This is a genomic window from Actinomadura monticuli, from assembly GCF_041463655.1.
GTDB lineage: Bacteria > Actinomycetota > Actinomycetes > Streptosporangiales > Streptosporangiaceae > Spirillospora > Spirillospora monticuli.
In genome coordinates, this window is sequence record NZ_JAXCEI010000018.1 from 36,472 (window position 1) to 49,714 (window position 13,243).

Genomic DNA, 13,243 nt, shown 5'->3' on the forward strand with positions numbered 1-13,243 from the left:
ATGTTCTACCGTAAGCAGAAGGCCGCCATCAGGCGGTTCCATCCGCTGCACCGGACGCTGACCCTGGAGCGGGCCTTCACCGTCTCGCTGCGGCGCGACGACTGGGAGCCGGTGATCCAGAGTCTCGCGCAGCACGGCGCGCACGTTCGGCGCAACAAGTGGCGGCTGCACGAGCGGGTCGCGGGCGTGCTGGTGCCGCTGCTGCGGGTGCTGACGGCCGACATGCCGCCCGACGGGGTGCTGTCGGTGGCCGCGGACATGCGCGGGTCGCGGGTCCCGGAGAAGAACGGGCCCAAGCAGGACCTGCCCTCCCGGCCCCCGATCTCGATGCTCAAGCAGTGGTACGCGCTCGACCCGTGGCTGCGGGTGCGGGCCGAGCTGCGCGACGGCAGCGTCGTCGAGGTGACGGTCACCGACCGGGTGCGCAACCGCAGCTACAACAAGCGGAACGTGCGCGGGAAGGTCAAGATGAAGCACAAGACGAAGACGGTGCAGTTCGTGCGCGTCACCCGGCGGCTGGCGAAGGACGCGGCCGTCCGGCAGCCGCCCTCCCCGCCGCCCGGCTGGGTGAGGGTCCAGGTCAAGCAGGGCAGGCGGCCGGTGATCCGCGCGAGCGCGAAGTTCCCCGGGGAGACCAACACGGGCCTGGTGGAACGGATCCTGCAGGTGTCGACGGAGCCCTTCCGGTGGACGCCCCCCGGTACGGCCGCGAGGAGGACCAAGTGACCCGCTGCGCCGTGACCACCGGTTTCTTCGTGCTCGGGCGCTGCGGCCAGGCGGCGGTGGCGGCCTGCCAGCAGTGCGGCAGGCCGGTCTGCGGCGCGCACGCCGGGCCGAACGCGCTGTGCCCCGAGTGCGCGGCGGCGCAGGGGTACGGGACGCAGGACCCGCACGACCCGGCCTGGGCGGGCGGGTACCGGCGCCAGTACTACCGGAGCAGCTCGCAGGCCTACAACGACGGCTACTGGTACTCCTCGTTCGACGAGTACGACCGGGGCGCGTTCAATCCCGGCGACGACTACTCCTACGGCGGCGACTGGGGGCCGGACGAGGACACCGGCTTCGTGGACAGCTGATGCCCCGCGTCCTGTGGATCACCGAGCACTATCCGCCGAGCCAGGGCGGCATGGCGCAGTCGTGCGACCGGATCGTGCGCGGCCTGCGCGGCGCCGGCGCCGAGGTCGACGTGGCCCACCTGACGCGCCGGGCCCGTCCGTGGGGCGTGCGGCGGGAGCACGGCGGGCGGCTGCTGACCGCCCCGCTCGGCGACGACTCCGAGCACGCGCTGCGCCGGCTGTGGACGACGATCACCGCCGAGGGCCTCACCGGCTACAGCCATGTGGTCGCGTTCGGCGGCGTGTACGCGATGCTGGCGGCGCCCGTCCTGTCCGCGCTGCTGGACGCGCCGCTCGTCACGCTGCTGCGCGGCAACGACATCGACGTCGGCGCCTTCTCGATGCGGCGGCGCGGAGTGCTGGCGGACGCGCTGCGCGCCTCGTCCCGCGTCTGCGTCGTGGCCCGGTCGCACGCGCCGCTGGTGTCGGCGCTGGCCCCGGACGCCGCCGTCACGTTCGTCGCGAACAGCGTCGACACCGCGCAGTGGCGGGTGCTGCCGTCCGAGCGGGCCGAGGGCCGGGCGTGGCGGGACGCCAACGTCGAGCCGGGCCGCCGGACGATCGGCCTCATCGGGCAGCTCAAGGTCAAGAAGGGCGTCGGCTTCCTCCTGGACGCCCTGGACGCGTCCGGCCACGCCGGCGCGTTCCACCTGCTGCTGGCCGGCGAGGTCGAGGAGCCGGTGCGGGAACGGCTGGCCGGGGCGGAGATCCCGCACTCGTTCCTGCCGTTCATGGAGCGCTACGACCTGCCGGCCGTCTACGCGAGCTGCGACCTCGTCGCGCTGCCGTCGTTCTACGACGGGATGCCGAACGTGGCGCTGGAGGCGGCGGCGCTCGGCGTGCCGCTGCTCGCCTCGGACGGTGGCGGGCTCGCGGACGTCGCGGACGACGAGATCGGGTTCACGTTCACGGCCGGCGACCCGCACGGCTGCCGGGCGGCGATCGACCGGGCCGCGCGGGCGGGCGCGGACGAGCTGGCGAAGCTGGGCGCGGCGGGCGCGGAACGGATCCGCCGCGACTTCACGCCGGCCGCCGAGACCGCCGGGTACCTGGCCGTCCTCGACGCCGTCCGGTGATCGTCTGCTACGCGGCCGGCGACGGGCTGGGGCATCTGACGCGGCTCCGGTCCGTCCTGCACACCCTGCGCCTGAACGGGGCGCGCGCGGAAGGCCCGGTGACGGTGGTGACCGGGTCGCCGTTCGCGCGCGATCCGCGCGTCGCGGACGGCTGGCAGGTCGTGGAGACCCCGCCCGGCGCGCCGCCGGACGAGGTGATCGTGGACGCGTTCCCCGCCGGGCTCAAGGGCGAGCTCACCCGTTTCCCGTCCGGCACGAGGGTCACCCATCTGGCGCGGCTGCTGCGCTGGGACGCGTACGCGCCGCGGCTTCCCGCTGATCCGCCGCGCTTCGACCGCACGTACGTCCTGGAACCCCTGGACCCGGCCCACGACGCCTATCTGCGCGAGGTCTCCCGCGAGGTCTCACCTCTGGCCTTGACCGATCCTCCCTCAGAACCGATCGACGTGGACGGCTGGCTCGTCGTCCACAGCGGCCCCGCGCCAGAGACGCTCGAACTCGTCGCCTACGCGCAGGACATGGCGTCCGCCGAACGGGTCGGCCCGCCCATCACCCTGGTGTCGCCCCACCGGCCGGACGGTCTGCCGCCAGGCATCGCCCACCTGGACGTCTATCCCGCCTGCACGCCCGGCCCGAACGTCGAACGCATCATCACCGCGGCCGGTTTCAACGCCGTCCGACAGTACGCGCCCTGGCGCGAACGGCACCGCATGATGCCGTTCCCGCGCAGCCTGGACGACCAGTTCGCGCGCGCCGCCCGCGCTAGGCGGGAAGCTTGAGGTCGAACTCGACCTCGACGTCGTCGGCGAGCCGCAGCGCGCCGAAGAACGCCGAGTACGGTTTGATGCCCCAGCGGGTCTGCGTGACCGTCACCGAGCCCCGCACGCGCCCGTCCTCCAGCGCGGCGCCGATCCGCACCGGCTTCGTCCGGCCCATGATCGTCAGGTCGCCCTCGACGGCGTCGTCGCCGATCCCCGTCGAGACGAACGTGATCCGCGGATGGCGCCCCGAGTCCAGGGTCTTGCGCAGGTTCTTCCTGATCTCCGCACGGTCGTTGCCGGACAGCGGCATCGCGCCGCCCGTCCCCTCCCGGACCTCCAGCGCGTCCACCTCGACGGTCACCTCGACCGACGACGCGCTCAGCGGTTCGCGCGCCTCGACCACCGCCGACCACCGGGTCGCCTCGATGGTCAGGTCGTGCCCCGCCCGCCGGCCGAGGCCGCTGCGGCCCGTGCGGAGCAGCAGCCGCCCGTCGTCCGGCCCCAGCTGAAAATTTTCCTCCATACGTCCCACCCTGCCACGCGGCGGTCACGGCCCTAGCGGCACTCCACCTTCGGCTGCGGGCGGTACTCGGTGTGGAACTTCTCGCTGCGCACCTCGCGGCCGGCGGCGAACAGCGTCCGCCAGACGTCGATCTCGAAGCCCTCGCGGCCCGCCGTCGGAACGCACTTGCGGCCGTGCCCGACACCCGACCGGAACGGCACGAACCCGTACCGCTCGGACGTCCGCGACCGCACGTCGTACTCGCGCTCGCCCCACAGGGTCACCGTCAGCGACGACCCCGTGAACGTCACCTGGATGCGCACCGGACGGCCGGTGTCGTTCCTCCAGGTGAAATCGAGCTTGGGATAGGAGACCGCGGCCTCCCGCCCTTCCGGGTACTCCGGCATCCACATGGTGTGGGCGCGCGACTTCCGGATGTCGAGCCCGGCGCGGAACACCGCGTCGAACAGCGTCGTGGACACCTGGCAGATGCCGCCGCCCACGTCCTTCACCAGCCGCGCCCCCATGATCGCGGGCGCGGGCACGTAGCCGCGGCTCCTCGTGCGCGGGCCGACGACGTCGTTGAAGGAGAACGTCGTCCCGGGCTCGACGATGTGCCCGTCCAGGATCTGCGCCGCGATCTCGATGTTGCGGACGCGCGGCTCCCCCGGCGCGAAACGCGTCGTGTAGGTGCTCATCCGCCGCTCCGGGCCCGCCGCGTCCGGCCGCGGCGCGGTGGGGACGGCCAGCGTCGCCGACGCCCCCCGCTCGCGCGCGACCACCAGATAGGCGCCGAGCAGCAGCCCGGTCGTCGCGAGGGTCCCCGCCACGATCGGCCACCACCGTCGGACGCACTCGCGCAGTTCCGGCTGACGGCATCGCCGATACAGGCCCGGCCGGGTCCGTCCCACGACTCACACCCCCCGAAGATCCCCCACGGGACCCTGCACCGGAGCCTGCCGTGCCTCCCGGGCCGGCCCCCACGCCTTTACCGGAAGAAGACCGGCGCCCGGTCGAACACGGGTACCGGCTTTGACGTCCGGCCGCTAGCGGGCCGCTAACCGGCCGCGGGGCGGAACACCGCGAGGGCTCCGGCGTGCTTGCCGAACCGGACCGCGGGCGGCAGCGACGAGACCTCGCCGTCGCGCGCCAGGCGCAGGGCGCCGCCCGGGGCGACGACCTCCAGCCCGCCGGTCCGCCACTCCCGGTAGCCGGGCGTGACGTGCAGGTGCCCGGCCAGGATCGCGGCGACCGCGCGGACGCGCGGGACGCGCCGCCCGGTGACGATCATCCGGACGTCGAGCCGCCCGTCGTCGAGCCGGCCGCGCCAGGTCGGCGCGGCGCCCCGCGAGCCGAACACGCAGTTGCCGACGAACGCCAGCCAGACCCGCATGGGGCGGCCCTCCACGTGCAACTCGACCGGGTCGGAGCGCCGCAGCGTCCGGACGGCGGCGACGGCGAGCGCCGGCCACTTGCCGATCCGCCTCTCCAGGTGCTCGCGCAGGTCGACCAGATCGGTGTAGGCGCCGAAGCTCGCCGTGTTGAGGAACAGCCGCTCCTCGCCGCGGCCCGCACCGCCGCCGGCCGGGGTGACGTAGGCGACGTCGACCCGGCCGAGCCGGCCGCCGCGGTACGCGGCGATCGCCTGCGTCGCCGACTCCACGCCGAGCGCGCGGGCGAAGTGGTCGAACGTCCCGCCCGGGACGGTCAGCAGCGGGACGCCGTGCCGCAGCGCGGCGCCCGCCGCGGCGTTCACGGTGCCGTCCCCGCCCACGACGCCGAGCACGCCGGCCCGCTCGGCCGCCTCGTCGAACGCCTTGTCGAGGTCCGCGTCCGGCTCCAGCCGGACGATCTCCGCCGCCGGCAGCTCCCGTTCGAGCAGCGCGACCGCCACCTCCGGGCGGCCGGGCAGCGAGATGCCGGCGGCCTCCCCGCCGACCGCGCCCGAGCCGGTGTTGACGACCACGACGAGCCCGCGCCCGTCGCCGGCGACCTCGGCCCGCTCGTCCGACCGCCCGATCTCGGCCACCGGGGGGCGCGCCGGCCACACCAGGCGCGTCCCGAGCCCGGCGAGCGCGCCGATCCCGAGCCCGGCGAGGACGTCGCCCGGGTAGTGGGCGCCGGTGTAGACGCGGGCGAAGGCCACCGCGGCGGCCGTCGCCGCGACCGGGACCGCCACCGGGCGCGGCGCCTCCAGCGCCACGCCGGTCGCGAACGCGGCGGCGGACGCCGAGTGCCCGGACGGGAACGCGTGCGAGGTCGGCAGCTTCCACCGGATCCGGATCGGCGGCACCAGGTCCACCACGGGGCGCTTGCGGCGGAACGCCTGCTTGCCGAGGATGTTCACGGCCGGGCTCGCCACCGCGATCGCGATCGAGCCGCGCAGCGCCGCGCGCCGCAGCCGGGCCCGTCCGGTGAGCCCCATCACACCGGCCGTCGTGAACCAGAGGACGCCGTGGTCGGCGAACCGCGACAGCCTCGGCAGGACGTACTCCAGCCCCCGCAGCCGGGCCGCCGCCACCTGGTCGAACGCCCACCGGTCGGCCCGTCCGAGCCGGCGCAGCAGGCCGGACCGGTGGTCGGGGGCCGGTCGGCGGCGCCATGGCACGGGGCGTGACGGCGAAGTGCTGTTCCGTGAGTGGTTGACCCGCATGATCGGGGTATCCCCAAGGACGCCGACATGATTCCTTTACCGGCCCCTCCTCCCCGGGAAGGAGGGAATCCCTACGGGCCGCGACACAGCAAGATCTCAAATGGGGGTCACATGCGGGCGAACGTCACTCTGGACTCATCGACTGCAATAGGCTTCGCCCCATGAGTCACCCGGAACGGCTCGGTTCCCCGGGTGGCGAGTCGGTCGACACGATCGCGGAGCCTCTTCACGTGAACGAGACCCTGGCCGACTACGCCGCACGATACGGGCTGAGGCAGAGCGCTGCGCGCCCCCCGCTGCGCAAATACATCCAGGATGTGTGGGCTCGCCGGAACTTCATCTGGGCATTCGCGTCCGCCAAGAACATCTCGATGTACACCGACTCGCGGCTGGGTCAGCTGTGGCAGCTGCTGACGCCGCTGCTGAACGCGGCGGTGTACTACCTGATCTTCGGCCTGCTGCTGAACACCAGCCGCGGCGTGCCGGACTTCATCCCGTTCCTGGTGACCGGCGTCTTCCTGTTCGGCTTCACGCAGCGCTCCGTCACGTCCGGGGCGAAGTCGGTCGGCAACAACCTCTCGCTGATCCGGGCGCTGCACTTCCCCCGGGCCACGCTGCCGCTCGCGATCGCGATCGTCGAGCTCCAGCAGCTGCTGCTCGCGCTGGTCGTGCTGTTCGCGATCATCTTCGCGTTCGGCGAGCCGCTCACCTTCGACATGGCCCTGTTCGTGCCGGTCGTGGCGCTGCAGCTCATGTTCAACGTCGGCATCAGCCTGGTGATGGCGCGGCTGGGCGCGTTCAACCGCGACATCACCCAGCTCCTGCCGTTCGTCATGCGGACGTGGCTCTACATGTCCGGCGTCATCTTCAGCCTGCCGTCCCTGATGAAGCCGGGTTCCCGGCTCGCCGAATACCCGATCCTGGGCGAGCTGCTGAAGGCCAACCCGGCGTACGTGTACGTCGAGCTGAGCCGGCACGTCCTCCTCGGGGAGTACCGCGACCACGTCGAGAACGACCTGGGAATACACTCGACGGGCCAGTTGTGGCTGTACGCCGTCCTCTGGGCGGCAGTGATGCTGGTCGGCGGATTCACGTTCTTCTACCGTGCCGAGGAGCGATACGGCCGTGGCTGACACGAAGGTGCGCATGAACCCCGCCACGAACAAGGTGCAGATCGACCCGTCCCGGGAACCGATCGTCGTCGTGAACGACCTGCACATCGTCTACCGGGTCTACGGCGCCGGCGGGAAGGGCAACGCCGCCTCCGCGTTCTCCCGGGTCCTGCGCCGCAAGCACCGTCCGACGATGACCGAGGTCCACGCGATCAAGGGCCTGTCGTTCGTCGCCTACCGGGGCGAGGCCATCGGCATCATCGGCACCAACGGCTCCGGCAAGTCGACGCTGCTGAAGGCCATCGCCGGGCTGCTGCCCCCGCACCGCGGCGGCGTCTACACCCACGGGCAGCCGTCCCTGCTGGGCGTGAACGCCGCCCTGATGAAGGACCTCACCGGCGAGCGCAACATCGTCCTCGGCTGCCTGGCCATGGGCATGTCCCAGGCGGAGACCAAGGCCAAGTACCAGGAGATCGTGAACTTCGCCGGGCTCAAGGAGGGCTTCATCCAGTACCCGATGCGGACGTACTCGTCCGGCATGGGGGCCCGGCTCCGGTTCGCGATCGCCGCGGCCAAGACCCACGACGTGCTGCTGATCGACGAGGCCCTCGCCACCGGCGACGCCAAGTTCAAGCGCAAGAGCAAGGCCCGGATCGACGAGCTGCGCAAGGAGGCCGGCGCGGTCTTCCTGGTCGCGCACCAGCTCGACACGGTCAAGGAGATGTGCGACCGCGTCATCTGGATCGACGAGGGCCGCATGCACATGGACGGCGACCCCGAAGAGGTCATCGCCGCCTACATCGAGGCCACCGGCAAGTAGCGCGACCGGTAACACGGGTGCGGCGCCGGGGCCGCTGGTGCCGGTGAGACTGAAGTGACGCAGAGTTACCGGATCGTCTCTGGATGAGGCGTCCTCGCCGATCTACCTTCGAGGGGAGACCTTCAGCGGCGAGGGAGACCCCCATGGCCGAGCGGCGTGCCCCCCGAGGGGGGACGACCCCCCACAGCCCGCGGACCGACTCCGCCGGGTTCAGCAGAAGAGGCTTCCTGTCCTCCACGGCGCTCGCGGCGGGCGCGTACGGTGCGCTGGCGGGATGCGCCAGCGAGTCCAGCGGCCCGCAGGCGAAGAGCACCGGGAACGCCCCGAAGGAGGTGTTCACCGCCCCCGCGAAGAAGCTGAGCGGCTCGCTCAGCATCCTGATGTGGAGCCACTTCGTGCCCCGGCACGACAAATGGTTCGACGCGTTCGTCTCCGACTGGGGCAAGAAGGTCGGGGTGGACGTCCGGGTCGACCACATCAACACGGTGGACGTCCCGCGGCGGGCCGCGTCGGAGATCCAGGCGGGGCGCGGCCACGACCTGATCCAGCACATCGCGCCGTTCTCGCAGTACGAGCCGTCCGTCCTCGATATGACCGACGTCGTGCAGGAGGCGACCCGGCGGTGGGGGCAGCAGCTGGAGCTGTGCCGCAAGTCGAGCTACAACCCCAACACCAAGAAGTTCTACGCCTACTGCCCCGGCTGGGCACCCGATCCCGGCGACTACCGCAAGTCGATGTGGCAGAAGGTCGGCATGCCGAACGGGCCCGCGAGCTGGGACGACCTGCTGCGCGGCGCCGCCGAGATCAAGAAGCAGACCGGGACGCCCTGCGGGATCGGGCTGTCGCCGGAGACCGACTCGAACATGGCGGCGCGGGCGCTGCTGTGGTCGTTCGGCGGGTCCGTCCAGGACCAGAACGAGAAGGTCGTGCTGAACTCCGACGCGACCGTCGCGGCCGTGGAGTACATGGCGCGGCTGTTCAAGGAGGCGGAGACCAGCGAGGTCTTCTCCTGGACGCCCGCGTCCAACAACCAGGCGCTCATCGCCGGCAAGTCGTCCTACATCCTCAACTCGATCTCCGCGTGGCGCACCGCGATGGGCACCAACCGGACGATCGGCGACGACATCTTCTTCGTGCCCGCGCTGCGCGGCCCGAAGGCGGCGATGGCGGCGCAGCACGTGATCCAGCAGTGGATCGTGCCGAAGCACGCGGGCAACGCGGACGCGGCCAAGGAGTTCCTGCTGCACTACACGGCGAACTTCCCATCGGCGACGTACTTCTCGGAGATGTACGACCTGCCGGGCTGGCCGTCGATCGTCCCGCAGCTGAACGGCTGGCTCGACGACGACCCGTGGGGCGCGAAGCCGGCGAACAAGCTGGGCCTGCTGAAGACGGCGACGTCGTGGAGCGCGAACATCGGCTATCCGGGCCCGTCCAACCCGGCGATCGGCGAGGTCTTCAACACCAACATCCTGCCGACGATGTTCGGCCGCGCCGCGCGCGGCCAGGCGTCCCCGCGGCAGGCGGTCGCCGACGCCGAGGGCGACATCAAGAAGATCTTCGAGAACTGGCGTGGCCGCGGTCTCGTGGGCGGCTGAGCGCATGAAGACGCGAGCGGGCGCGAGGCAATGAAGACGGTCGAGGTCAAGGGGCTGGTGAAGACCTTCGACGGGCATGTGCGGGCGCGGCGGGGGCGGGCCGAGCACGTGCGGGCGCTGGACGGCGTGGACCTCGCGGCGGAGCCCGGCGAGTACCTGGTGCTGCTCGGGCCGTCCGGATGCGGGAAGACGACGCTGCTGCGCACCATCGCGGGCCTGGAGCAGCCCACGGAGGGCGAGGTGCTGATCGACGGGAACGTCGTGAACGGGCTCCCGCCGCGGGTGCGGCAGATCGCGATGGTGTTCCAGTCGTACGCGCTCTACCCGCACAAGACGGTGCTGGACAACATCGTCTTCCCGCTGCGCGCGGAGGGCATGGCCCGGGACGAGCGGGAGAAGAAGGCCCGCTGGGCGGCCGAACTGCTGGAGATCGAGCCGCTGCTGGGCCGCAAGCCGCGGCAGTTGTCGGGCGGTGAGCGGCAGCGGGTGGCGCTGGCGCGCGCGCTCGTCCGCGACCCGGCGGTGTTCCTGCTGGACGAGCCGCTCTCCAACCTCGACGCGAAGATGCGCGCGACGGCCCGCGACGAGCTGAAGCGCTTCCAGGAGCGCGTCGGCACCACCACGATCTACGTCACGCACGACCAGGCGGAGGCGATGGGGCTCGGCGACCGGATCGCGGTGCTGGAGCACGGCCGCGTCCGGCAGATCGGGACGCCGCAGCAGGTGTACGACGACCCGTCCGACACGTTCGTGGCGACGTTCATCGGGTCGCCGCCGATGAACCTCGTCGAGCGCGGCGACGTGCTGGTGGGGTTTCGTCCCGAGCATCTGCTGCCCGTCGAGAACGTCGCATCGCGGGCGCGGCTGGCGATGCCGCTGCGGGTGGAGCGGATGGAGTACCTGTCCGGCGACCGGCACGTGTACGGGACGGTGACGGGCATCGGCGCGGAGACCCGCGTCATCGCCCGGCTCCCCGCGACCGTGGGCACGCCGCTGGAGGCCGGGGAGACGCACGAGTTCGCGGTGCCGTCGGAGCGGCTCCGGTTCTTCGACGCGGCGGCGGGCACGCGGCGGGCCGCCGTCCCGATCGAGGGTCCGGGGGGCGCCCCCCGGGAAGGCAGGACGCCGTGACGCAGGCGCGGACGGCCCCGAAGGACGCCGCCGCGTCGGCGGTGGAGGCGAAGGCGGGCCTGGCCGACCGGGACGGGTTCCTCGCCTGGGTGATGCTGCTGCCGTCGGTCGTCTACATCATCGCGCTGGTCGGCGTCCCGTTCCTGCTCGCCATCGCGTTCGCGTTCTCGGACGTGACGACCGGCGACCCGTCCTTCGACTGGGTCGGGTTCCGGAACTTCGACGCGATCTTCGCGGACGGCGTGTTCTGGCGGTCGCTGCGCAACACGCTGGTCTTCACGCTGATCAGCATGGTGCTGATCGTCCTGTTCGGGAAGATCCTCGCCAACATCCTGGTCGCCGACTTCCGCGGCAAGTGGTTCGTCCGGTTCCTGGTGCTGCTGCCGTGGACGACGCCGGTGGCGCTGTCGACGATCTCGTGGCTGTGGTTCCTCGACTCGATCTACTCGCCGGTCGACTGGGTGCTGCGCCAGGTGGGGCTGATCGACGCGAACATCGTGTGGCTCGGGAAGCCGGGCACGGCGATGGCGTCGGTGATCGCCGTGCAGACGTGGCGGCTGACCCCGCTCGCCGCGGTGATCGTGATGGCCGGGCTGGTCGCGATCCCCCGCGACATCGACGAGGCGGCGCGGATCGACGGCGCCGGGTTCTGGCGGCGGATGTTCGAGGTGACGATCCCGCTGACGCTCCCGGTGATCGCGGTCGCCGGGCTGTTCGGCGCGATCATGACGTTCACCGACATGACCGTCCCGTACGTGCTGACGCGCGGCGGCCCGACGCACTCGACGGACGTCCTCGCCTCGTGGGCCTACTTCCGCGGCATCGAGGGCGGCGACGTCGGCCAGGGCGCGGCGATCGCGCTCTTCCTGTTCCCGCTGCTGCTCGCCGGCGCGGTCGCGATCCTGCGCGCCGTCCGGCGTCTGGAGGCCGGATGACCGAGCGCGGCGAGCGGAGTGAGGGCATCCGGCGGCGGTCGCCGGGGGGTGTGGGGGGTCACCCCCCACAGGGTGAAGGGATGACGACGACGGCGGGGCCCCCGGTGGAAGCGCTGCGGCGCAAGTACGCGCGGCGGCACGCGGCGGCGCGGTGCGGGGTGTACGGGGCGGCGGTCCTGGCGGCGCTGGTGTGCGCGCTGCCGTTCCTGTGGAGCGTGATCAGCGCGTTCAAGCAGAACCAGGACCTGTACGACCCGGAGAGCAACCCGTTCTTCTTCAACAAGCCGGCGACTCCCGACCATGTGACGTTCCTGTTCACCGATACGCCGTTCCTGACGTTCGTGGTCAACACGCTGATCGTGGGCGCGGCGGTGGTGGCGGTCACGCTGGTGCTGGCGTTGCCGGCCGCGTACTCGCTCGCGCGGCTGGACCGGCCGTGGGGCACCCCGATGGGCATCGCGATCTTCATGGTGTACCTGGTGCCGCCGTCGCTGCTGTTCCTGTCGCTGACCCGGGTCGTGGTGGCGCTGCACCTGGAGGACTCGCTCTGGTCGATGATCGTCGTGTATCCGACGATCACGATCCCGGTGTCGGTGTGGCTGCTGATCGGGTTCCTGAAGGCCGTCCCGAAGGACGTCGAGGAGCAGGCCATGGTGGACGGCTACAGCCGTCTCGGCGCCTTCCTGCGGACCGTCCTGCCGCTCGTCTTCCCGGGGATCGTCGCGGTCGTCGTGTTCAGCTTCACGCTCACGTCCAGCGAGTTCGTGTACGCGCTGGCGTTCGTGTCGGCGAGCCCGGAGATGGTCGTCAGCACGGGGGTGCCGACGCAGCTCGTCCGCGGCGACGTGTTCTTCTGGCAGTCGCTCCAGGCGTCGACGGTGATCACGGCGGTGCCGATCGCGTTCCTGTTCAACCTGTTCCTGGACCGTTTCGTCACCGGGTTCACGATGGGCGCCGTCAAGACCTGATCGTCCTGATAGAGATGGAGGGACACGCACTTCCTGATATAGGAGACCGCCATGGCCAAGCCTCCGCTTCCGAGCGAGTACCTGCCCGAAGTCCCGTCGTTCACCGTCACCAGCGAGGACGTCACCGAGGGCGAGATCTTCGGTGACAAGCACGTGTTCAACGACTGGGGCTTCAGCGGCGAGAACCTGTCCCCGCAGCTGAGCTGGTCGGGGTTCCCGGCCGAGACCAAGAGCTTCGCGGTGACCTGCCACGACCCGGACGCGCCGACCGGCAGCGGCTTCTGGCACTGGCTGCTGTTCGACATCCCGGCGGACGTCACCGACCTGCCCACCGGCGCGGGCACCGCCGACAGCAAGATCGGCGTGCACAGCCTCAACGACTTCGGGACGAGGGAGTGGGGCGGCGCCGCCCCGCCGCCCGGCGACCCGCACCGCTACGTGTTCACCGTCCACGCGCTGGACGTGGAGTCCCTCGGCCTCGGCTCGGACGCGATGCCCGGCGCCGTCGGGTTCAACATCACGGCGCACACCCTGGCCCGCGCCACGATCATCCCGCTCTTCGGCGTCTGACC

Annotated in this window: 14 protein-coding genes; 11 read left to right on the top strand and 3 right to left on the bottom strand. The window is 71.7% G+C overall.

Annotated elements, in window-relative coordinates; all coding sequences use genetic code 11:
- From SM611_RS30890 to SM611_RS30905, 4 genes are read left to right on the top strand one after another with little or no spacing between them, the layout of a single operon-like run.
- Positions 1–726 carry a hypothetical protein gene (locus tag SM611_RS30890; RefSeq protein ID WP_371953842.1) on the top strand — a complete coding sequence of 242 codons (726 nt, stop codon included), beginning with the start codon at positions 1–3 and terminating at the stop codon, positions 724–726.
- Positions 723–1,076 (top strand): hypothetical protein, encoded by a 354-nt coding sequence (locus tag SM611_RS30895; protein WP_371953843.1) that lies wholly within the window; start codon positions 723–725, stop codon positions 1,074–1,076. The genes SM611_RS30890 and SM611_RS30895 overlap by 4 nt, the downstream gene beginning before the upstream one ends.
- Complete coding sequence (locus tag SM611_RS30900) at positions 1,076–2,191, top strand: glycosyltransferase family 4 protein (RefSeq protein WP_371953844.1); 1,116 nt, start codon at positions 1,076–1,078, stop codon at positions 2,189–2,191. Before SM611_RS30895 ends, SM611_RS30900 begins: the two co-directional genes overlap by 1 nt.
- Positions 2,188–2,970, top strand: coding sequence for a hypothetical protein (locus SM611_RS30905; protein ID WP_371953845.1), 783 nt, complete (start codon positions 2,188–2,190; stop codon positions 2,968–2,970). Before SM611_RS30900 ends, SM611_RS30905 begins: the two co-directional genes overlap by 4 nt.
- Here the strand turns inward: SM611_RS30905 and SM611_RS30910 are convergent.
- The 3 genes from SM611_RS30910 to SM611_RS30920 form a co-directional block, all read right to left on the bottom strand.
- Entirely contained in the window at positions 2,954–3,475 is a 522-nt protein-coding gene (locus SM611_RS30910) for a YceI family protein (protein ID WP_371953846.1), read from the bottom strand. The genes SM611_RS30905 and SM611_RS30910 overlap by 17 nt on opposite strands.
- Before the next feature lie 32 nt (positions 3,476–3,507).
- Complete coding sequence (locus tag SM611_RS30915; RefSeq protein ID WP_371953847.1) at positions 3,508–4,284, bottom strand: VanW family protein; 777 nt, start codon at positions 4,282–4,284, stop codon at positions 3,508–3,510.
- 227 nt (positions 4,285–4,511) lie between these two features.
- The gene (locus tag SM611_RS30920) at positions 4,512–6,062 is read right to left on the bottom strand and encodes a bifunctional phosphatase PAP2/diacylglycerol kinase family protein (RefSeq protein ID WP_371953848.1); all 1,551 of its coding nucleotides are present in this window, start codon (positions 6,060–6,062) and stop codon (positions 4,512–4,514) included.
- 275 nt (positions 6,063–6,337) lie between these two features.
- Between SM611_RS30920 and SM611_RS30925 the strand changes: the two genes are divergently transcribed.
- The 7 genes from SM611_RS30925 to SM611_RS30955 all read left to right on the top strand — a co-directional run bounded on the left by SM611_RS30925 (position 6,338) and on the right by SM611_RS30955 (position 13,241).
- Complete coding sequence (locus SM611_RS30925) at positions 6,338–7,240, top strand: ABC transporter permease (protein WP_371953849.1); 903 nt, start codon at positions 6,338–6,340, stop codon at positions 7,238–7,240.
- Positions 7,241–7,253: 13 nt separating this feature from the next.
- Positions 7,254–8,039, top strand: coding sequence for an ABC transporter ATP-binding protein (locus SM611_RS30930; RefSeq protein WP_371953929.1), 786 nt, complete (start codon positions 7,254–7,256; stop codon positions 8,037–8,039).
- A gap of 143 nt (positions 8,040–8,182) precedes the next feature.
- Positions 8,183–9,637, top strand: a complete 1,455-nt coding sequence (locus SM611_RS30935) for an ABC transporter substrate-binding protein (RefSeq protein ID WP_371953850.1) — start codon at positions 8,183–8,185, stop codon at positions 9,635–9,637.
- A gap of 30 nt (positions 9,638–9,667) precedes the next feature.
- Positions 9,668–10,768, top strand: coding sequence for an ABC transporter ATP-binding protein (locus tag SM611_RS30940; RefSeq protein ID WP_371953851.1), 1,101 nt, complete (start codon positions 9,668–9,670; stop codon positions 10,766–10,768).
- Positions 10,765–11,703, top strand: coding sequence for a carbohydrate ABC transporter permease (locus SM611_RS30945; protein ID WP_371953852.1), 939 nt, complete (start codon positions 10,765–10,767; stop codon positions 11,701–11,703). Before SM611_RS30940 ends, SM611_RS30945 begins: the two co-directional genes overlap by 4 nt.
- A gap of 80 nt (positions 11,704–11,783) precedes the next feature.
- A complete protein-coding gene (locus SM611_RS30950) occupies positions 11,784–12,671 on the top strand; it encodes a carbohydrate ABC transporter permease (protein WP_371953853.1) in 888 nt (295 codons plus the stop codon).
- Between the two features lie 51 nt (positions 12,672–12,722).
- Entirely contained in the window at positions 12,723–13,241 is a 519-nt protein-coding gene (locus SM611_RS30955; protein WP_371953854.1) for a YbhB/YbcL family Raf kinase inhibitor-like protein, read from the top strand.
- Positions 13,242–13,243: the final 2 nt, after the last annotated feature.

Coding starts and splice junctions, on each gene's coding strand:
- SM611_RS30890 (WP_371953842.1), top strand. CDS start 1: ATGTTCTACCGTAAGCAGAAGGCCGCCATCAGGCGGTTCCATCCGCTG.
- SM611_RS30900 (WP_371953844.1), top strand. CDS start 1,076: ATGCCCCGCGTCCTGTGGATCACCGAGCACTATCCGCCGAGCCAGGGC.
- SM611_RS30910 (WP_371953846.1), bottom strand. CDS start 3,475: ATGGAGGAAAATTTTCAGCTGGGGCCGGACGACGGGCGGCTGCTGCTC.
- SM611_RS30930 (WP_371953929.1), top strand. CDS start 7,254: ATGAACCCCGCCACGAACAAGGTGCAGATCGACCCGTCCCGGGAACCG.
- SM611_RS30935 (WP_371953850.1), top strand. CDS start 8,183: ATGGCCGAGCGGCGTGCCCCCCGAGGGGGGACGACCCCCCACAGCCCG.
- SM611_RS30940 (WP_371953851.1), top strand. CDS start 9,668: ATGAAGACGGTCGAGGTCAAGGGGCTGGTGAAGACCTTCGACGGGCAT.
- SM611_RS30950 (WP_371953853.1), top strand. CDS start 11,784: ATGACGACGACGGCGGGGCCCCCGGTGGAAGCGCTGCGGCGCAAGTAC.
- SM611_RS30955 (WP_371953854.1), top strand. CDS start 12,723: ATGGCCAAGCCTCCGCTTCCGAGCGAGTACCTGCCCGAAGTCCCGTCG.